Raw genomic sequence first — 19,047 nt, forward strand, 5'->3', positions numbered from 1 at the left:
CTGGGCGGGCCCGGCGCGTCGGTGCGTCTTCCTTGGAAAGGTACGCTCCACTCTACCTGTTGGCAGGCCGGTTCCTGCTGGTGAGGCGGGCGCCGGCGGCACACGCCAGGGCGATGCCCGCGATCAGGCCAAAGGTGCTGAAGAGCTGCACGCGGCTGCTGTCCGCGCTCAGGCCGACCGCGAAAATCAACCCCAGCAGGGCCAGGCCCAGGATGGTCAGGCCGGGAAAGCCCTTCATCCGCAGGGGGAGCGGGCTCCCGTCCCGGTCGGCCCGCCGGCGCAGGATCAACTGGGAGACCAGGGCGCTGCCCCAGACCACCAGGCAGGTCGATCCCACCAGCTGGAACAGTGCCGGCAGGATCCGGTCGGGGAACAGCAGCTCCAGGACCGTGGCCACGAAGCCGAAGGCCACGGATACCGCTACTGCGGGCAGGGGCACGCCGGCGCCGTTGAGGCGGGTCAGGACCCCCGGTGCCTCGCCCCGCTGCGCCAGGGAGTACGCCATGCGGGAGGCGCCGTAGAGGTTGGCGTTCAGTGCCGAGAGGAGTGCGACGACGGCCACCAGGGTGATGGCGGTGGAGGCGCCGGGGATCCTGGCAGCGTCCAGCACACCGGCGAAGGGTGAGGCAAGGCTCTTGGACGTGGCGGGCAGGACGGCGGCGATCACAAAGACGGAACCGATGTAGAACACCAGGATGCGCCAGACCACTGTCCGGATCGCCTTGCCGACGCTGCGTTCCGGATCCTCTGTTTCGGCTGCGGCCACCGAGACGATTTCCGTTCCACCGAACGCAAAGATCACCACGAACAGGGCTGCGGCAACACCGCCCAGGCCCTGGGGGGCGAAGTTGGCGGTGAGGTTTCCCGGACCGGGGGAGGCGACGCCGGGCAGCAGGCCCAGGAGTAAGGCGGCACCAACTCCAAGGAACAGCACGATGACGGCAACCTTGAGGATGGCGAACCAGAACTCGAACTCACCGAAGTTCCGGACCCCGGCGAGGTTGATGCCGGTGAACACCACCATGAACAGCAGTGCCAGCGCCCAGACCGGGACCACGGGCCAGACGGAGAACAGCAGTCCGGCGGCGCCCAGTGCTTCGGCTGCGATCACCACCACCAGCTGCAGCCACCACAACCATCCGATGGTGGCTCCCGCGGTGCGCCCCAGTGCCCGCTCCGCGTAAACGGAAAAAGCGCCGCTGTTCGGGTTTGCGGCCGCCATCTCACCCAGGGCCCACATCACCAGGATGATCAGCGTTCCGGCCACCATATAGGAGATGAGGACTGCCGGCCCGGCTGCCTGGACCCCGGCGCCCGAACCCAGGAACAAACCCGCGCCGATGGCGCTGCCCAGCCCCATCATGGTGAGCTGGCGCGGCTTCATGCTGTGGCCGGCCGTGATCGTCGGTGGGGGTGTGGACGTGGTCTGGTCAGACTTCGTCGTCATGGGGCGGTGCGCCTTCCGGGGCTGGTTGGAGGGTCCGGTCAGTGTGGGTCCGGGGTCCTTCTGGGACCTTTTGAATTTACCGCCTCCGGTACCGGCCCAAAAACGGAGGGCGGAGCGGGTGGCGCAGCGGGGAAGGCGTGCGCCTGTCTGCCCGGACCCATGCTGCCCTCCCGGGCGGCGGCAGAAACATTTCCCTTCCAGCGCCCCGCGCCGTAGACTTAGTTTTGGTCAAGTTGACTATAACTATGAAGAGCCGCCTGCGCGGGCACCACGAGCACGACGAAAGGCGGTGGAACGGATGTACTACAGCTCGGCCAATGTTTCCGAGCGGCAGGCCGCGCCGCCGTCGCTGGCCATCTCCACGGTGATCTTCGCGCTGCGGCCCAGCGAAACCTCGGGCCGTCCCACCCTGTGGCTTCCCCTGGTGCGGCGCATCCGTGAGCCGTTCAAGGGGCTGTGGGCACTGCCGGGAGGGCCCCTCAGCCATGACGAGTCCCTCCAGGACGCCGCCGCCAGGAACCTGCGGGAGACCACGGGCCTCGCACCCCGCTATCTTGAGCAGCTGTACGCCTTCGGCGGCCTGCACCGCTCACCCACCCAGCGCGTGGTCTCCATCGTCTACTGGGCCCTGGTCCAGCCCACGGAGGCCGCGCTCGCGGACGAGTCCGAGAACGTCAGGTGGTTCCGCGCGGACCGCCTGGAGGACCTCGCCTTTGACCACAACGCGATCGTTGACTACGCGCTTGGCCGCCTGCGCAACAAGCTGGCGTACGGCTCGGTGGCCTACCACCTGCTGGGCGAGTACTTCACCCTGGCCCAGGTCCGCGAAGTCTATGAAGCTGTCCTGGACCGCGAACTGGACCCGGCCAACTTCCGCCGGCAACTCAAATCCACTCCGGAAATCGAAGAAACCGGGGAATACCTCCAGGGCGGCAAACACCGCCCGCCACGCCTCTACCGCTACACCGGCCGGCCAGGCCTTGACCCAGACAACAGGAGCACACCATGAGCAGCGTCAACACGGCAATCCAGCTGATCACGCGCGAACAGGCCGAAAAGGGCGCAGCTGCCGAACGCAGCACCTGCAGCCCGGCGCTGGCCAGGGGCCCATGGGACTACGACCTGGCCGAGGCGCTCGCCGGTATCCCCGCGTACGGCCCGGGCGCATCAAGCGCCGACCCCGCCCCGGCTTCAACCCCGCGCCAGGGCCAGCTGCCCGAGGAATACAAGCTGGCCGGCGACGCCGAGCTCGGGGAACGGATCAAGGCCGCCAAGGCTGCCCTGGGGGACCGTGCCGTCATCCTCGGCCATTTCTACCAGCGGGATGAGGTGGTCCAGTACGCCGACTTCGTGGGCGATTCCTTCCAGCTCGCCAATGCGGCGCTCACCAGGCCGGAGGCCGAGGCCATCATCTTCTGCGGGGTCCATTTCATGGCAGAAACCGCGGACATCCTCTCCACCCCTGACCAGGCGGTCATCCTGCCCAACCTCGCCGCCGGCTGTTCCATGGCCGACATGGCGGACGAGGACTCCGTTGAGGAATGCTGGGAACAGCTGGCGGAGATCTTCGGCACCGAGCCCGACGCCGAAGGGCGGGTTCCGGTTATTCCGGTCACCTACATGAACTCCTCCGCAGCCCTGAAGGCATTCTGCGGGGAGCACGGCGGCATCGTCTGCACCTCCTCCAACGCCAGGACCGTCCTGGAGTGGGCCTTCCAGCGGGCACAGCGGGTGCTGTTCTTCCCCGATCAGCACCTGGGACGCAACACCGCCAAAGCCCTGGGCGTGCCGCTGGAACAAATGCCCATGTGGAACCCGCGCAAGGACCTGGGCGGCAATGACGAGCAGGCGCTTCTGGACTCCCGCGTTATCCTCTGGCACGGTTTTTGCTCCGTGCACAAGCGCTTCAATGTGGCCCAGATCGAGAAGGCGCGCGCTGATTTCCCCGGCGTCCAGGTCATCGTGCACCCCGAGTGCCCCATGGAGGTGGTGGACGCCGCGGATTCCGCCGGCTCCACCGACTTCATCAGGAAGGCCATTGCGGCGGCGGCCGAGCCCACCACGTTCGCCATCGGCACCGAAATCAACATGGTGAACCGGCTTGCCGCGGAGTACCCGCAGCACACCATCTTCTGCCTGGACCCGGTCATCTGCCCGTGCTCCACCATGTACCGCATCCACCCCGGCTACCTGGCCTGGGTGCTGGAGGAACTGGTGGCCGGCCGCATTGTCAACCGCATCACCGTGGACGACAACGTGCAGGCCAATGCCAGGACGGCGCTCGAGCGCATGCTCGCTGCGAGGCCGTAGTGCCCCGGCAGCCTGAAGCGCCTGGCCGCCGGCTCGCCGTCGTCGGAAGTGGCATCGCGGGCCTCTACGCCGCGCTGCTCGCCGCCGATGCCGGCGCCGACGTGGTGCTGCTGACCAAAAGCGCACTGGAGCACAGCAACACCTGGTACGCGCAGGGCGGCATTTCGGCCGTACTCACCGAACCGGCGCCCGGAGACACCGTTGCGGCGCACATCGCCGACACGCTCCGGGCGGGGGCGGGGCACTGCAACGAGGCCGCCGTCCGGCTTATGTGCACGGAGGCGCGGCAGGACATCACGGGCCTGCAGCGTTACGGGGTCACCTTTGACGCGGGGCAGGGTGACAGAGCGCACGACGGCGGACCGGCCCTTGGGCTTGAAGCTGCACACAGCGCCCCCCGCATCCTGCACGCAGGAGGGGACGCCACGGGCGCACGCGTCGCCGCGGCGCTGATTCAAGCCGTCCTGTCCCGGCGCGACGAGGGAAGGCTCACGCTTCTCACGCACGCCCACGTCACCGCCCTCGCCACCCGGGAGGGGCGCGTGGCCGGAGTCGACTACCTCCAGGGCGGCCGGCACGTCAGCCTGGAGACGGACGCCGTGCTGCTCGCCACGGGGGGAGCAGGCCAACTGTTCGCCCAAACCACCAACCCCGCCGTGGCCACCGCCGACGGACTCGCGCTCGCCGTCCGTGCCGGGGCAGCCGCGGCAGACCTCGAATTCTTCCAGTTCCACCCCACCTGCCTGGTCAGCTCCGCCACCGCCCACCCACACCGGCTGGACGGACCACTGCTGATCTCCGAAGCCGTCCGCGGCGAAGGGGCCGTCCTGCTCGATTCCGGCGGCCGGCGCTTCATGAAGGCCTACCACCCCGACGCCGAACTGGCGCCCCGGGACGTCGTCGCACGCAGCATCGCCCTCCACCTCGCCAAACTCGGCGACCCCAACGGCCACGTCTACCTCGACGCCCGCGCCATCGAACAGGCCAGGGGCACAGGCTTCCTCCGGCAGCGGTTCCCCACCCTCACCCGCAAGACCCTCGACGCCGGCATCGACTGGACCCGCGAACTGGTCCCCGTCGCCCCCGCCGCCCACTACTGGATGGGTGGGGTAGCCACGGACCTCCACTCCCGCACCACCGTCCCCGGCCTCTACGCCGCCGGGGAAGTTGCGTGCACCGGGGTCCAAGGGGCTAACCGGCTTGCCAGCAACTCCCTCCTCGAGGGACTCGTCTTCGGCCGCCGCGCTGTTGAAGCTTTTCTCTCGGGTGACGCGGGCTGGGACGCGTCCCGCGGCAGCGATGCTCCGCGTGCTGCCTCGGCCGCGGGCGGCCTCCGCTTGACGCACGCTTCCGCACCCCTGCCGCGAAACGCAAGTGCGCCGGTCGCCGTCCCTGCTGCTTTAAGTGGCGCGACGGATCGATCAGGTGCGCCACGCGGAAGTTGGCCGGCCCGCTTCGCTGGAGGTGGGGGCCTGGATACTCCTTTCTCCCGCGAGGCCCTGCGGCGGTTGATGACTTCGCATGCCGGGGTTTTGCGCTCCGGGCAGCTGTTGGCTGAGGCTGCCGGGATCCTGGCCGCCTGGGCCGCCGTCGTCCGTACTGATGCTGTCTGTTCTCCTGGTGATGCTGTGGCGCTTGAGGACCGGAACCTGTTGCTGGCTGCGCGGCTGCTCGTCGCCGGTGCCCTTGACCGCCGTGAATCCCTTGGGGCGCACTACCGCAGTGACGAACCCGCAGACCCTGAAACCACCTACCCAACCCGGCCGAAAGCGAGCCTGCTCCATGACTGAACCCGCCGTGATCGACCAGGCAGCCACCCTGCGCCCGGCATTGGACCTCACCCTCCCGCCGGCACCGGTCAGGGAGATCCTGGAACGGGCCTTCGCCGAGGACGCGCCCTCCGGCGACATCACCTCCCAGCTGCTCATCCCCGCCCACGCGCGTGCCACCGCCGTCCTCAATGCACGCGTCCCGGGCGTCCTCAGCGGGGCCACCGTGTTCCGGGATGCCATGCAGCTGGTGGATCCCGCCACCCGGGTGGAGCTGCTCGTGGCGGACGGGGAAACGTTCGACACGGGCACGCACCTTGCGAGGGTCAGCGGCACTGCCCGCTCGGTGCTGATGGCAGAACGCGTGGCGCTCAACCTGGTCCAGCGGATGTCCGCCATCGCCACGAAGACGGCCGCCTTCGTGCGGCTCGCAGAAGGAACCCGGGCCCGCATCACCGATACGCGCAAGACCACGCCGGGCCTGCGGATCCTGGAACGTTTCGCCGTCAGGTGCGGCGGCGGCTTCAACCACCGGTACAGCCTCTCCGACGCGGTGCTGGCCAAGGACAACCACCTGGCCGTGATGACCGGGGGAGACCCGGCGAAGCTCACCGGGCTCCTGCTGGCCGCCAAAGCCCAGCTGGGGCACACCACCCACTTTGAAGTGGAGGTGGACAGCATGGAGCAGATCGAACCCGTGCTGGCCGCCGGCGTGGACACCATCATGCTGGACAACTTCACCGTGGCGGAACTGAAGGCGGGCGTGGCCCTCGTGGCCGGACGGGCCCGCGTGGAAGCAAGCGGCAACGTGAACCAGGGCACTGTCGCGGCCATTGCCGCCACAGGCGTGGACGTCATCTCCGTGGGCGCACTGACACATACCGTGGCCGCCCTGGACCTGGGCCTCGACGTCGAACTGACCGCCGGCTGAGCCTGCCGTGATCTTCCTCGACGCCGCCGCCACCACCCCCGTCCGACGTGAAGTGCTGGACGCCATGTGGCCCTACCTCACGGGCTCCTTCGGGAACCCCTCCAGCCACCACACCCTTGGCGAGGCGGCCGCCGCGGCGCTGGCGGGAGCGCGGGCGGCGGTGGCCGGCGCCCTCGGCTGCCGGCCGGGCGAAGTGGTGTTCACATCCGGGGGGACGGAAGCGGACAACCTGGCCGTCAAGGGCATTGCCCTGGCCCGGCAGGCCGCGAACCCGCACTTGAACCGGGTGGTGATCAGCGCCGTCGAACACCCTGCCGTGGAGGAATCCGCGCGCTACCTCGAGCGCTTCCACGGTTTTGTGGTTGACGTGGTGCCGGTGGACGCCGCCGGCCGGGTCACGCCGGAGGCCCTGGCTGGGGCGCTGCGTCCGGAGACCGCCCTGGTCAGCGTCATGTACGCCAACAACGAGGTGGGCACCATCCAGCCCATCGCCGCGCTGGCGGAACTGGCCCGCGGCCACGGCATCCCTTTCCATACCGACGCCGTCCAGGCGGCCGGCTGGCTGCCGCTCGACACCAGGGCCCTGGGCGTGGATGCAATGAGCATCTCCGGGCACAAGCTGGGGGCACCCAAGGGCTGCGGCATGCTCTTCGTCCGGAGCCGCACGCGGCTTGAACCCGTCATCCATGGTGGCGGCCAGGAGCGGGGCCGCCGCTCGGGAACGGAGAACGTGGCCGGGGCGGTGGGGCTGGCCACGGCCCTCACGCTTGCCCGGGACCGGCAGGCAGAGCAGCAGGCAAGGGTGGCGGCCCTGCGGGACCGGTTCATTGCTGCCGTGGCAGCCGGGGTGCCGGACGCCGTCCTGACCGGCCACCCCTCCGAACGGCTGCCATCCGTGGCATCATTCTGCTTCCCCGGAACCAGCGGCGAGTCTGTGCTCCTGGAGCTGGAACGGCACGGCGTGGTCTGTTCCAGCGGCTCGGCCTGCGCGGCCGGCTCGGACGCGCCGTCGCCCGTTCTGACCGCGCTGGGGATTTCCGCCGAGGTGGCGCAGACCGCAGTGCGGTTCAGTTTCGACGCCTCGGTGACCAAGGAGGACCTGGACATCGCTGCGGCCGCAGTCGGTGCCGCCGTCGCCAGTGTCAAAAACCTGGGCGCGGGCCAAAGCCGCTGACCGTGCGGCGCAGCAGGATCAGCGGTGGCGCGCGCGGCGGAAGATCCAGTGCCGCAGCATGCTGAAGCGCACGCCGGTGGCCAGGAAGCCGGACAAGGTGGTGGCCACCAGTTCGTCACCCACGGTGGCATCCGGATTGAACCAGTGCAGCACGCCCAGGCTGCTGCCGGTAATCACCAGCGCCACGGCGATCACTACCAGGCCGTTGAGGTGGTCGCGGTGGCGGCGCTGCCCGCCGGCGATCTTGAACGTCAGCCGCCGGTTCAATGCCGTGTTCAACAGGGACGTGAGGACCAGCGCCAAAGCGTTGGCCGGCTGGGCGCCGAGCCACGGCCGCAGCAGCGCGTAGAGGCCAAGTGATGCCGCAGTGCAGACTATGCCAACACCGGAGAAGCGGAGCAGCTGCCGGACCACGGGAAAACGCAGGATCCCCCTGTAGTGCCTCGTGGCGGGCAACCGCCGGGCAGTGGACTCCAGCACTGTGGGTGCGGACGGTCCCTCCCTCATGCCATGGCACCGGCCGCACGCTCAGTGCCGTTGGCAGGACGCAGGAATGTGATGCGCGCAAGGCGCCCCCAAAGAACCGCCATACGTCAGTAGAGCTCGCCGACGGGGATTTCCACCGCCAGGCGGTTGGACGGCCCGGGCAGCGGGCACGCCCAGGCCTCGTTGTAGGCGCAGGAGGGGTTGTAGGCAAAGTTGAAGTCCAGGACGAACATGGCGCCGGGCCCGGTGCCGCTGACACCGTGGAACGCGCCCTTGATGGTGTCCAGCAGGTAACGGCCGGCACCGTAGGTTCCGCCCGGCTGCCCGGCCGTGGCGTCGCGGAACGGAACAAAGATGCCGCCGCCGTATCCGTGGAGTTTCCACACCCCCAGCTGGCCCATTTCCGGCAGGTCGAAGGTGCCCAGCCGGACAAAGTGGACCACGCCGTCGGTCCCGGTGTCGACACTCATTTCCCGGCCCGCGCCTTCCTTGGTCAGCGGGACGTGGAACCGGTAGATGGGATCGTAATCGGCAGTCTTCAGCCCGGAGAAGCGCGCCTTGTCCGCCGCGGTCAGTGCGGAAGCTGGATGGGTGGCGAACATCAGGTCCCGCTGATGGCGCCAGTACGAGTGCGCCTCCGACGGGCTGTCGGCAGAGATCCGGCGGACGTTGTCGTAGAGCGCGAAAGTCCTCAGCCGCCAGTCGGCGATGTCCAGGGCGGAGATATCCGCGGGATTGTCTTCGGCTGCGCCGTGCTGCTCTTCCGCCATAACCTCCAGCCTAGTCCCAGGCCAGGGTGGTAGACGTCCGACGACGACACGCCGGGCAGGTGCCGGCGGGAAGGGCTGGTTGCCGGGCCGGCTGAGGGGCCGGGCCGGTGGCGCACGAAACACCACCGCGCCGGCCCGGGAGAGGGCCGGGGCGGCGCTAGGCTGGCTCCCATGACAGGCAAGGCAGAACTTACCGTACGGGCCGCTCTTTGCCGGACTTCACTGCTGGCCGCCGTGGTGCTGCTGGCGGCATGCTCCGCAACGCCGTCCGGCAGCCCCGGCTGGACGGCACAGCCTGAACCGTCCGGAGCAGCGTCAACCGGGGCGGCAACGTCCACAACAGCATCTGCGTCACCCGATGCTGGAAGCAGCGTCCCGGCCCCTGCCTCCGCAACGCCCGGTGAGCCCCAGGGCGCAGCCACCGCGGCCTCATGGAAAACATTCTCCGACCCCGCAAAGACCATCAGCTTCGACCTGCCGGCGGACTGGATCGCACAGTCGGTGCCGCCGGAGGAAGGGGCGCTTCCCGGCGGACTGAAAATTGAGGTGAAGAAGCCCGACGGAACCTTTGTTGCCGCGCTCCGGACCGGATTGCCGCCGTCGTCCGCTGACTGCCCGGAAAGCGCAAGGCGGCCGTACACGGTGATCAGCAGCGTGCCGTTTGAGCTCGCCGCCCAGGGCGGTGAGGGGACCATCCCGCCACGCATGGTCTTCAGGGTGATCCAGGGATACCGCTACTTCGGTTCCTACGGCATCACCAACCTGGTGGGCGGAACGGACGGGCAGGCGTGCCAGTTGCGCAACGTGGTGCGCGGGCCGGCCGGCAAGGGCGACTACTCGTTCGGCGACCTGGTGGCCCTGAAGGCCTATGCGCCGGATGAAAAAGTGGCTCCGGCAAAGCCCTTCGACACCCTTGGCCAGGCAGCCCAGTACGTCAACGAGAGCCCTGACTTCGCCAACGTGCAGCGGATGCTAATGTCGCTGAAGGTCAATTACTAGTCCCGCTGCCGGCACTCACAAGAGCCGGGGCGTGCGACTTGCCTTCCGCCCCCAACACCCCCGGAGAGACATGGAACGCTCTGTTTCCGCACGCCTGGCCTTCAGGACCATCGCCAACACCAAGGTGGCCATGGCCATCGCCGTCGCGAGGAACAGCGGCTACTCATCCTTCGAAGAATCACTCTCCGTCACGGCCGGCGGAGCAGAGGTCCCCTTCACCGAGGTCTCCGACCACCACGGCGGCCGCTTCCACTACATGGAGTTCGCCGAACCCGCCGACGTCACCGTGGAGTATTCGGCCACGGTGGGCGGCCGCGCCGAGCCGGAAGACGCCACCCTCGCCGACCGGATCCGCTACGTGCGTCCCAGCCGCTATGCGGAGTCGGACCGGCTGCTGCCTACGGCCTACGCCGAGTTCGAAGGGCTCCAGGGGGCGGACCTGGTGCACGCCGTCCGCGACTGGGTCAACGGTGAGCTGCGGTACATCAGCGGCGCCTCCCGCGGCACGGACGGTGCCGTGGAGACCCTCCTCAGCAGGCGCGGCGTGTGCCGGGACTTTGCGCACCTGGCCATCGCCCTGCTCCGCTCCAAGGACATCCCTGCCCGGTTGGCGGCTGTCTACGCACCGGGCCTGAGCCCCATGGACTTCCACGCCGTGGCGGAAGCCTACGTGGAGGGAGCCTGGCACGTCATGGACCCCACGGGCCTTGCCCCGCGGGAGTCAATGCTGCGTATAACCGCGGGCCGGGACTCATCGGACACGGCCTTCCTATCCACCGTGGGCGGAAGCCTGGTGCTGAACCAGCTGCGCGTCACGGCGGTGGTCAACGGTGACCTGCCCGGCGAGGATCCCTCCCGGCTGGTGGCGCTGGGCTAACCGGGGCTGAGGGCCGGCGCCGCTTACCCGGGGAGGGGGCCCAGCGAACCCCGCAGCTTGTCCGTGAGCCGCATCAGTTCCTTCTGCTCCGCAGCGGTCAGTGCCGGGCCCACCAGTGCGGAAATGTCCCGGACGTGCTCGCGGCCGATCTCCTTCTGCAGCTCCCGGCCCTCGTCCGTCAGCTTCAGCAGCACACCGCGGCCGTCCTCGGGCGCCGGCATCCGGGCCACGAGCCCCCGCTTTTCGAGCCGCTCCACCAGCCTGCTCAGGCTGGACTGGCTCAACAGCACGTTGTCATTGAGCTCGTTGAGCCGCAGCCAGCCGGACGGGCAACGGGAGAGTGTGAACAGGACATCGTATTCATTCACCGCCAGCTTCCGGAACGCCCGCCCGGACTGCAGCTTCCGCATCACGGCAACCTGGGCGCGGAACAGCGACTCCCACGTTTCGGCAGCCAGCCGCACCGGCGATTCCTGCCCTCCCGCTGCCATCACGCCTCCGAGGTCGCTTTTTCGGCGTCCTGCGATGCCAGCAGGGCGGCCACGCGGCCGGCATGGGTCGGCGGCTCCGGAACATGCGCGGGCTTGAGGGCTGCGTACTCCTTGCGGAGGACCGGCAGGACTTCCTCGCCGAACAGGTCCAGCTGCTCCAGTACGGTCTTCAGAGGCAGGCCCGCGTGGTCGATCAGGAAGAGCTGGCGCTGGTAGTCGCCGAAGTACTCCCGGAAGGTCAGGGTCTTTTCGATGACTTCCTGCGGGCTGCCCACGGTCAGCGGGGTCTGGGAGGTGAAGTCCTCCAGGGACGGTCCGTGGCCGTACACAGGCGCGTTGTCGAAATACGGGCGGAACTCGTTCACCGCATCCTGGGAGTTCTTCCGCATGAAGAACTGGCCGCCGAGCCCAACGATCGCCTGGTCCGCCTTGCCGTGGCCGTAGTGCTCGTACCGGTCGCGGTAGAGGCCGATCAGCTGCTGGTAGTGCTCCTTGGGCCAGAAGATGTTGTTGGCAAAGAAGCCGTCACCGAAGTAGGCGGCCACTTCTGCGATCTGCGGGGTCCGGATGGAGCCGTGCCACACGAACGGGGCCACGCCGTCCAGCGGCCGGGGCGTGGAGGTGAAGTTCTGCAGCGGGGTGCGGAACTTGCCGGACCAGTTCACTGTGTCCTCGTCCCACAACTTGCGCAGGAGGCTGTAGTTCTCGATGGCCAGCTCCACGCCGTCCTGGATGTTCTTGCCGAACCAGGGGTACACCGGGGCGGTGTTGCCGCGGCCCAGGACCAGGTCCACGCGGCCGTCGGCCAGGTGCTGGAGCATGGCGAAGTCCTCGGCGATCTTCACCGGGTCATTGGTGGTGATCAGCGTGGTGGCCGTGGAGAGGATAATCCGTTCGGTTTGCGCTGCGATGTAGGCGAGGGTTGTGGTGGGGGACGAGGAGAAGAAGGGCCGGTTGTGGTGCTCGCCCAGGGCGTAGACATCCATGCCGATTTCCTCGACCTTTTTCGCGATGGCCACCGAGGCCTTGATGCGTTCGTGCTCGGTGGGGGTACGGCCCGTGGTGGGGTCCGTGGTGATGTCGCTGACGCTGAAAACACCGATCTGCATGGCATGCCTTTCCGTTCCTGGACCTGCTGGCTTGGTTTAAGTGTAAACCAATTTAGATGCATATGCATCTATCGCCGTCTACAACGCAGCCACGTCCAAAATATTCCGAGGTTTTACTCGGCGCCTGGAGCTGCGCGTCGTCCGGTGACCTTGGGAACCTGTCCGGTGGTCCAGTCGCGGAACTCGGCGTCCACGTCAGCGGCAGGACCAAACTCCGGACGGGCCTGCAGCTCCCGCAGCAGTGCCTTCTTCTCGCGCCGTCCCTCCACCAGCCGGTAGAGCACCGGAACCAGGACCAGGGTCAGTGCCGTGGAGGACACCAGCCCGCCGATCACCACCACGGCCAGCGGCTGCGAGATGAAGCCGCCGCCGCCCGTGAGGCCCAGGGCCATCGGGGTCAGGGCAAAGACCGTGGCAAGTGCCGTCATCAGGATGGGCCGGAGGCGCTGCCGTGCGCCGTTTGTGATGGCGTCCGCCACGTTCATGCCGGGCCTGCCGTCGTGCGGCTGGCGGTATTGGTTGATCAGGTCGATCAACACAATGGCGTTGGTGACTACGATGCCCACGAGCATCAGCATGCCGATGAGCGACGGCAGGCCCAGCGGCACTCCGGTGAGCAGCAGCAGGGCCACCGCGCCGGTCGCTGCGAACGGAACCGAGACCAGGAGGATCAACGGCTGGATGAGGGACTTGAAGGTGGCGACCATGATCACGTAGACGATGGCGATGGCCGCCAGCAAGGCAAGCCCTAGCTGCCGGAACGATTCAGCCTGCTGGGTGGTGGCGCCACCGATTTCGGCGGTGACTCCTTGCGGCAGCTGGACATCAGCCAGGCGTTTTTGGACTTCGGTGTTCACGGCGCCCAGGTTGGAGCCCGACGGCGTGATGGACACCTTGGCGGTACGCTGGCCGTTGCTGGCGGTAATGGAAACGGGGATGTCCACCTGCTCTACCGAAGCGATGCTTCCCAGCGTCACCGGCCGGCCGGCCGCCGGCAGCGGGATGTTGCGGACAGCATCGATGCTGGTGAATTTCGTGCCCTGGCCGATCCGCACAGGGAAGTCGTTGGTATCGATCCGTACCGTTCCGGCGGGGATGGGGCTGATGGTGGACGCCAGGACGCCGGCCACCTGTTCCTCGTTAAGCCCTCCGGCGGCCGCTTTGGCCCTGTCCACCTTGACTTGCACGACGGGCTGGCTTGCGGCCAGGTTGCTGGCCACCTCGCTGGTGCCGGGTACGCCTGTCATGGCGGCAACCATGGTGTCGCTGGCGGCCTGCAGGTCGGCGCTGGTGGCAGCCTTCAGGGTGATGTCCACGGTGGATGAGGTGCCGAAGCCGCCCTGCTGGGTGCCTACGGATACCTTGCCCGAATCAGGCACCTTGGCAAGCTCGGAGCGCACGGTGTCCTGGAGCCGCTCCTGGTTGGCTTTTTCATCCGTGACTACCGTGAAGGTGGAGTTGGAGGATCCTGTGGACGTGAGTGCAGCGAAGCCGGCCTGGGCATTGCCGGAGGTCACCTGTACGTTCTTGATGCCCTCGATGCCACGGAGCACCTCTTCGAGCCGGATGGCCGCGGCGCTGGTGTCGGCCAGGCTGGTCCCGGCCGGCAGCACCTGCCGCACGGTCAGGCTGTTCTGGCCCGAATTTCCCAGGAGGTTGGTGGCCAGCAGCGGTGTCATCGCCCCCGTGGCCCCGAGCACCAGGACGGCGGCCACCAGGGTAATGACCGGGTGCTTCTGGGTGGACCTGAGGATGGGAAGGTAGCCGCGCTGCAGGCGGCTGCGCTGTTCGGCGTCGTGTGCCTTCGCCTTCGCCTCAGCGGCGGTCCGCCGGGCTGCGGCAGAGCCTGCCTGCACTGCTCCCGCCGCGTCCTTGGGGTTCTTGAGGAACCAGTAGGCGAGCACCGGGACGATGGTCAGGGACACCAGCAGCGATGCCAGCAGTGCCATGGTGACCGTCAGGGCGAACGGCCTGAACAGTTCGCCGGCCAGTTCCCCCACGAAGGCGATGGGCAGGAATACCGCCACCGTGGTCAGGGTGGAGGCGGTGATGGCGCCGGCCACCTCCCTGATGGCGGTGAGGATCGCCGTCGACTTTTCCTCGCCGTAACTGAGGTGCCGCTTGATGTTTTCGATGACGACGATGGAGTCGTCCACCACCCGCCCGATCGCGATGGTGAGTGCGCCGAGCGTCAGGATGTTCAGCGAGTAGCCGGTGGCGGACAGGCCGATGAATGTGATCAGCAGCGACAGCGGAATGGACACCGCCGTGACCAGCGTGGAACGGGCGGACATCAGGAAGACCAGGATGACGGCGACTGCGAATCCCAGCCCCAGCAGGCCTTCGGTGGTGAGGTCCTTGATGGACTTTTCGATGAACGGTGCCTGGTCGAAGACGGGGGTGAACCTGGCGTTGGAGCCCAGCTCCGCCGCCAGGTCATTCAGGGAGTCCCGCACCGCGTGGGAAATGCCCACCGTGTCGCCTTCGGGTTTCTTGGTCACGGAGATGGCAAGCGTCTCGGCCCCGTTGGTGCGGGTGATGGAGGTGCGTTCGTCGTCTTTGAGCGAAACGTCGGCAACCGAGCCGATGGTCTCGGCGTTCCTGGCCCCGGCCAGCGGCAGCGCCTTGATGGCGTCGAGGGAGTCCACCGGGCTGCCGATCTGGAGCGAGAGGGTCTTGCCCTGGTCTTCCAGCGTGCCGGCAGGGACCAGCGCGCCGTTATTGGACAGGGCATCCCGGATGGCGGTGAGGCTTGTACCCGCGGCAGCCATCGCATCGGTCCGGGGGAGGATCTCGATGTGCTGGGACGCGCCGCCGGTGATATCCGCGCTCCGGACGCCGTCGATCTTCTGCAGCCGGGGCACGCTCAGGCGCTGCAGGTCGGCGTTCAGGTCACTGAGCGGCTTGTCCGAGGAGACGGCGAGGAAAACGATGGGGAAGTCGCTGATGCTTCCGGCGATGGCCTGCGGCTGGACGTCGCTGGGCAGCGTCCGCTTGGCATTGGAGATGGCCCGGTCGATCTGGTTCCTGGCCCGGTCCAGGTTCGACCCGTACGTGAACACCATGGTGATCTGGGAGACGCCGGCACGCGACGTGGAGGAGGTGGATTCCAGCCCCTCCACGCCGTTCAGCGCCTTCTCCAGCGGACCGCTGACCTGCTTATCCACTACTTCCGGCGACGCACCCGGCATGGAGCTGAGCACCGTGATCTGCGGAAACTCAATGGAAGGAATGAGCTCCTGCTTCAGCGATGACATGGTGATTACGCCGAAGACCGAGGCGAAGACGGTGATCAGGGCGATCAGGGCCCGGTTCGCCAGGGAAAGGTGCGCCAGCCGGAACATGGGTGGTCTCCTGGGGGTCTAAGTGACTGGTACATGCCCTGGGGGTGCCAGCCGCTGGCCCCGGCAGGGTCAGTGGCTGGCGGAAACGCTCTCCAGCTGGAGTGACTTGGCCGTTGCCCGTTCCAGCTCCGCGGCAAGGTCCGGATTCTCATCCAGCTTCACCCCGTAGCCGGGCATCATGTCCTTGAGCTTGGACTGCCACCCCTTGAAGTTCCTGGGGAACGTCTTCTGGAGCAGCTCGATCATGATGGGGACAGCGGTCGATGCTCCGGGCGACGCGCCCAGGAGCGCACCGATGGAGCCGTCTCGGCCGGCGATCACTTCAGTTCCAAACTGAAGGATGCCGCCCTTTTGCGGGTCTTTCTTAATGATCTGTACACGCTGGCCGGCGGTGATGAGTTCCCAGTCGCCGCCCTTGGCCTCGGGGTAGTACTCGCGCAGCGCCTCCACCTTCTGGCCGTGCTTCTTCACCACTTCCTTGACCAGGTATGCGGTGAGGTCCATGTTGTCCTTCGCTACGGCCAGCATGGGGATGATGTTGCCCGGGCGGATGGACAGCGGCAGGTCCAGGTAGGAGCCGTTCTTCAGGAAGTTGGTGGAGAAGCCCGCGTACGGGCCGAACAGGAGCGAGCGCTTCCCGTTGACGTAACGGGTGTCCAGGTGCGGGACGGACATGGGGGGAGCGCCCACCGAGGCCTGGCCATAGACCTTGGCACTGTGCTGGGCGGCGATGGTCTCGTCCGTGCAGCGGAAGAACTGGCCGGAGACGGGGAAGCCGCCGTAGCCCTTGCTTTCCGGGATGCCGGAGGCCTGCAGCAGGTGCAGGGCACCGCCGCCGGCGCCAACGAAGACGAACTTGGCGTGGATCTTGCCGTGTTCCCCGGACCGGGGGTGCTTCAGCGTCAGGTCCCAGCCGCCGTCGGACGCCTTGGAGATCCCGGTGACGTCGTGCCCGTAGTTGATTTCGACGCCGTTGTTCCCCAGGTAGCCGGTCAGCTCGCGGGTCAGTGCGCCGAAGTCGACGTCGGTACCCTCAGCGGCGCGCGTTGCAGCGATGCGCTGCTTGGGGTCGCGGCCCTTGACGATCAGCGGCGCCCATTTGGCGATCTGGGCGTGGTCCTCGGAGTACTCCATGCTCCGGAACAGGGTGTGCGGCTTCAGTGCCTCATACCGGGTCTTCAGGAACCGGGTGTGGTCCTCGCCGATCACGAAGCTCATGTGCGGGACGGTGTTGATGAACCCCTTGGGTGAGCCGATGAGGTTGTTGTCCACCAAGTGGGACCAGAACTGGCGGGACAGCTGGAACTGTTCGTTGATGACCAAGGCCTTGGCGGGGCTGACGGAACCGTCTTTGGCCGCCGGGGAGTAGTTGAGCTCGCAGAGGGCTGCATGGCCCGTTCCTGCGTTGTTCCAGGGATCCGAGCTTTCGAGGCCCGGCTGGTCCAGCCGTTCGAACAGGGAGATGGTCCAGTCCGGCTCCAGCTGCTTGAGGAATGCCCCCAGCGTGGCGCTCATGATGCCGCCGCCTATCAGGACAACGTCGGCGTGTGGGGTCTTGGAAATGAAGGTCACGATCAGTCTCCGATTGCAGCGGCTCTGGCTGTCACAGAATATCCCCGCGCGGCCCGCATACTGAAATTGGCCGGGCCCGTCAAGGCTTTAGCTGGACCTTCGTGAAAACCTCGTTTAAGACCGGTGATGCCGGGTAGCTCAGCACGCGGTCCGAAAGGGCAAGCGCGGAGATGGGAAAGGGCGATGGGAACTGCCGGCACGGTCGCGGCGATCTGGTTATTGATGGTGTGATAAAGCTCATCACGCTCCTTGCCGTCAGGCAGTCCCCGTGCCCGGTTGATCTTCGAAAAGACCTGCGGATCCTGGTACCCGAACTCGCCGTTCTTCTCCCCGAAGAGCGGGCCGACAAAGTTGTCCGCATCCGAGTACGAGCCGTTCCAGCCGAGGATGTGGAATGCGTGGTCCCCGGCGCTCTGGACCTTCTGGAGGTAGCCGTCGGACCAGTCGACGGGGACGGGCCGGATGTTGAAGCCGACGGCGGTGAGCTGGCGGCTGAGCTCGGCGTAGACCTTCTCGGGCGTGGGCAGGTAGGGCCGGGTGACGTTCAGGGGGTAGTAGAACTTCAGTTCCTCGCCCGCGTAGCCGCCCTCCTTGAGGTAATCCTTTGCCTTCACCGGATCGTGCCCAAGTGCGGGGGCGTCGTTGTTGAAGCCGCTGATCTTGGGCGGGACGAACTGGGTGGCCTTGGCGGTGTTGTCGATGAAGAACTTCCGGATCAGGGTTTCCTTGTCGATCGCAAGCTCCACCGCCTGCCGGACCTTCTGGTTCTGGAGCACCGGTATGTCCTGGTTCATGCCCACGTACATCACCGAGAACGGGTCGCGTTGCACAATTTGCTTGCCACGCTTGACCAATTGGTCGAAATTCCCGACGGTCACGGCATCGTAGCCGTCGATTTTTCCATCCAGCAGGGCCTGGAGGCGGGTCTGGGGATGGTTGTAGGCCAGGAAGTTGATGGTGGCGATCTGGCCGCGTTCGCCCCAATAGGTCTTATTGCTGGACAGCGTGACGCTGTCGTTGCCCCAAGCGGCCAGGGCGAAGGGCCCGGTGCCGATGGGGTTCGTGGCGAACGCGGACATTGCCTGGCCGCCCCGGTTCTGGTCCAGGACGTCGGCCCTGCCCGAGGCGAGGGCCGCGGGGGACGCGATGGCGAAGGCGGGCAGGGTCAGTGCCTGGAGGAACGCCGTGAAGCGCTGCGTAAGGTCGATCTGTACCGTGTCGGCCGACACCGCCGTGCAGCTCTTGAAGATCGACAGCTCCGGCTCGTCCGAGTGCGCCTTGAACACGCTCTTGAAAGAGCTGCCGGGTGCCTGCTTCCGCAGTTCGGCCGGAAAAGCGAACCAACGGTTGAAGTTGGTGCAGACGGCGTCGGCGTTGAACGGGGTGCCGTCGTGGAAAGTCACCCCTTCGCGGAGTTTAAAGGTGTAGGTCCGGCCTTCGTTGGACTCGTTCCATTCCGTTGCCAGCAGCGGGGTGGGCTTGCCGGTGGTTTGGTCCACGCCCACCAGGCCTTCGAGGATCTGCCGGGTGATGCGCTGGGACTCCACGTCGCTGGACAGGGCCGGGTCCAGTCCCAGGGGCTGGGCAGCGGTGCCGAAATTGAACGTGGCCTCAGGCTCCGCAGGTGCGGAACTGGGCGTCCCGGACGTGGGGGAGGGAGACGGCGTGCCTGTGCATGAGGTCACGCCCAGTGCCATGAGGACGGCGCCGGCCTTGATGACCGTCCGCCGCGATGTACTGCTGGGCACTCGTTTATCACCTCTGGATG

At 67.2% G+C, this 19,047-nt stretch carries 14 protein-coding genes and 1 pseudogene; 7 read left to right on the plus strand and 8 right to left on the minus strand.

The window, feature by feature from the left end; all coding sequences use genetic code 11:
• Positions 1-52 precede the first annotated feature (52 nt).
• The gene (locus QFZ57_RS12760) at positions 53-1,447 is read right to left on the minus strand and encodes an amino acid permease (RefSeq protein ID WP_306630781.1); all 1,395 of its coding nucleotides are present in this window, start codon (positions 1,445-1,447) and stop codon (positions 53-55) included.
• A 298-nt stretch (positions 1,448-1,745) separates the two neighbouring features.
• Between QFZ57_RS12760 and QFZ57_RS12765 the strand changes: the two genes are divergently transcribed.
• The 5 genes from QFZ57_RS12765 to QFZ57_RS12785 are packed head-to-tail and all read left to right on the plus strand — an operon-like array spanning position 1,746 to position 7,631.
• Positions 1,746-2,456, plus strand: a complete 711-nt coding sequence (locus QFZ57_RS12765) for an NUDIX hydrolase (RefSeq protein WP_306630782.1) — start codon at positions 1,746-1,748, stop codon at positions 2,454-2,456.
• On the plus strand, positions 2,453-3,757 hold the full coding sequence (gene nadA / locus QFZ57_RS12770; protein ID WP_306900528.1) for a quinolinate synthase NadA: 1,305 nt from the start codon (positions 2,453-2,455) through the stop codon (positions 3,755-3,757). Before QFZ57_RS12765 ends, nadA begins: the two co-directional genes overlap by 4 nt.
• A complete protein-coding gene (locus QFZ57_RS12775; protein WP_306900529.1) occupies positions 3,757-5,547 on the plus strand; it encodes an L-aspartate oxidase in 1,791 nt (596 codons plus the stop codon). The genes nadA and QFZ57_RS12775 overlap by 1 nt, the downstream gene beginning before the upstream one ends.
• Positions 5,540-6,457 (plus strand): carboxylating nicotinate-nucleotide diphosphorylase, encoded by a 918-nt coding sequence (nadC, locus tag QFZ57_RS12780; RefSeq protein WP_306900530.1) that lies wholly within the window; start codon positions 5,540-5,542, stop codon positions 6,455-6,457. Before QFZ57_RS12775 ends, nadC begins: the two co-directional genes overlap by 8 nt.
• A 7-nt stretch (positions 6,458-6,464) precedes the next feature.
• Complete coding sequence (locus tag QFZ57_RS12785; RefSeq protein WP_306630787.1) at positions 6,465-7,631, plus strand: cysteine desulfurase family protein; 1,167 nt, start codon at positions 6,465-6,467, stop codon at positions 7,629-7,631.
• An 18-nt stretch (positions 7,632-7,649) separates the two neighbouring features.
• Here the strand turns inward: QFZ57_RS12785 and QFZ57_RS12790 are convergent, their stop codons facing one another.
• On the minus strand, positions 7,650-8,138 hold the full coding sequence (locus tag QFZ57_RS12790) for a GtrA family protein (RefSeq protein ID WP_306900531.1): 489 nt from the start codon (positions 8,136-8,138) through the stop codon (positions 7,650-7,652).
• An 86-nt stretch (positions 8,139-8,224) separates the two neighbouring features.
• On the minus strand, positions 8,225-8,887 hold the full coding sequence (locus tag QFZ57_RS12795; RefSeq protein WP_306630789.1) for a DUF1684 domain-containing protein: 663 nt from the start codon (positions 8,885-8,887) through the stop codon (positions 8,225-8,227).
• A gap of 171 nt (positions 8,888-9,058) precedes the next feature.
• Here QFZ57_RS12795 and QFZ57_RS12800 point away from each other — a divergent pair, with 171 nt between their 5' ends.
• Both QFZ57_RS12800 and QFZ57_RS12805 read left to right on the plus strand, forming a co-directional pair.
• Positions 9,059-9,886 (plus strand): hypothetical protein, encoded by an 828-nt coding sequence (locus tag QFZ57_RS12800; RefSeq protein WP_306630790.1) that lies wholly within the window; start codon positions 9,059-9,061, stop codon positions 9,884-9,886.
• Between the two features lie 70 nt (positions 9,887-9,956).
• Positions 9,957-10,763 carry a transglutaminase-like domain-containing protein gene (locus QFZ57_RS12805; RefSeq protein ID WP_306630791.1) on the plus strand — a complete coding sequence of 269 codons (807 nt, stop codon included), beginning with the start codon at positions 9,957-9,959 and terminating at the stop codon, positions 10,761-10,763.
• Positions 10,764-10,786: 23 nt separating this feature from the next.
• On the opposite strand, the gene QFZ57_RS12810 is transcribed toward QFZ57_RS12805, so the two are convergent.
• The 5 genes and pseudogenes from QFZ57_RS12810 to QFZ57_RS12830 all read right to left on the minus strand — a co-directional run bounded on the left by QFZ57_RS12810 (position 10,787) and on the right by QFZ57_RS12830 (position 18,976).
• Positions 10,787-11,254 (minus strand): MarR family winged helix-turn-helix transcriptional regulator, encoded by a 468-nt coding sequence (locus QFZ57_RS12810; protein WP_306630792.1) that lies wholly within the window; start codon positions 11,252-11,254, stop codon positions 10,787-10,789.
• The gene (locus QFZ57_RS12815) at positions 11,254-12,363 is read right to left on the minus strand and encodes an LLM class flavin-dependent oxidoreductase (RefSeq protein WP_306630793.1); all 1,110 of its coding nucleotides are present in this window, start codon (positions 12,361-12,363) and stop codon (positions 11,254-11,256) included. Before QFZ57_RS12815 ends, QFZ57_RS12810 begins: the two co-directional genes overlap by 1 nt.
• Positions 12,364-12,476: 113 nt before the next feature.
• Entirely contained in the window at positions 12,477-15,707 is a 3,231-nt protein-coding gene (locus tag QFZ57_RS12820; RefSeq protein WP_306630794.1) for an efflux RND transporter permease subunit, read from the minus strand.
• 69 nt (positions 15,708-15,776) lie between these two features.
• Complete coding sequence (locus tag QFZ57_RS12825) at positions 15,777-17,279, minus strand: malate:quinone oxidoreductase (protein ID WP_306630795.1); 1,503 nt, start codon at positions 17,277-17,279, stop codon at positions 15,777-15,779.
• 79 nt (positions 17,280-17,358) lie between these two features.
• Positions 17,359-18,976 (minus strand): annotated as a pseudogene (locus QFZ57_RS12830) (ABC transporter substrate-binding protein).
• Positions 18,977-19,047: the final 71 nt, after the last annotated feature.

The sequence above is a fragment of the Arthrobacter sp. B1I2 genome (assembly GCF_030816485.1).
Taxonomy (GTDB): Bacteria; Actinomycetota; Actinomycetes; order Actinomycetales; family Micrococcaceae; genus Arthrobacter.

Bases quoted from the DNA above. Each gene is read 5' to 3' on its own strand.
- QFZ57_RS12760 (WP_306630781.1), bottom strand. From the start codon at position 1,447: ATGACGACGAAGTCTGACCAGACCACGTCCACACCCCCACCGACGATC.
- QFZ57_RS12765 (WP_306630782.1), top strand. From the start codon at position 1,746: ATGTACTACAGCTCGGCCAATGTTTCCGAGCGGCAGGCCGCGCCGCCG.
- nadA (WP_306900528.1), top strand. From the start codon at position 2,453: ATGAGCAGCGTCAACACGGCAATCCAGCTGATCACGCGCGAACAGGCC.
- nadC (WP_306900530.1), top strand. From the start codon at position 5,540: ATGACTGAACCCGCCGTGATCGACCAGGCAGCCACCCTGCGCCCGGCA.
- QFZ57_RS12790 (WP_306900531.1), bottom strand. From the start codon at position 8,138: ATGAGGGAGGGACCGTCCGCACCCACAGTGCTGGAGTCCACTGCCCGG.
- QFZ57_RS12795 (WP_306630789.1), bottom strand. From the start codon at position 8,887: ATGGCGGAAGAGCAGCACGGCGCAGCCGAAGACAATCCCGCGGATATC.
- QFZ57_RS12800 (WP_306630790.1), top strand. From the start codon at position 9,059: ATGACAGGCAAGGCAGAACTTACCGTACGGGCCGCTCTTTGCCGGACT.
- QFZ57_RS12805 (WP_306630791.1), top strand. From the start codon at position 9,957: ATGGAACGCTCTGTTTCCGCACGCCTGGCCTTCAGGACCATCGCCAAC.
- QFZ57_RS12810 (WP_306630792.1), bottom strand. From the start codon at position 11,254: ATGGCAGCGGGAGGGCAGGAATCGCCGGTGCGGCTGGCTGCCGAAACG.
- QFZ57_RS12815 (WP_306630793.1), bottom strand. From the start codon at position 12,363: ATGCAGATCGGTGTTTTCAGCGTCAGCGACATCACCACGGACCCCACC.
- QFZ57_RS12820 (WP_306630794.1), bottom strand. From the start codon at position 15,707: ATGTTCCGGCTGGCGCACCTTTCCCTGGCGAACCGGGCCCTGATCGCC.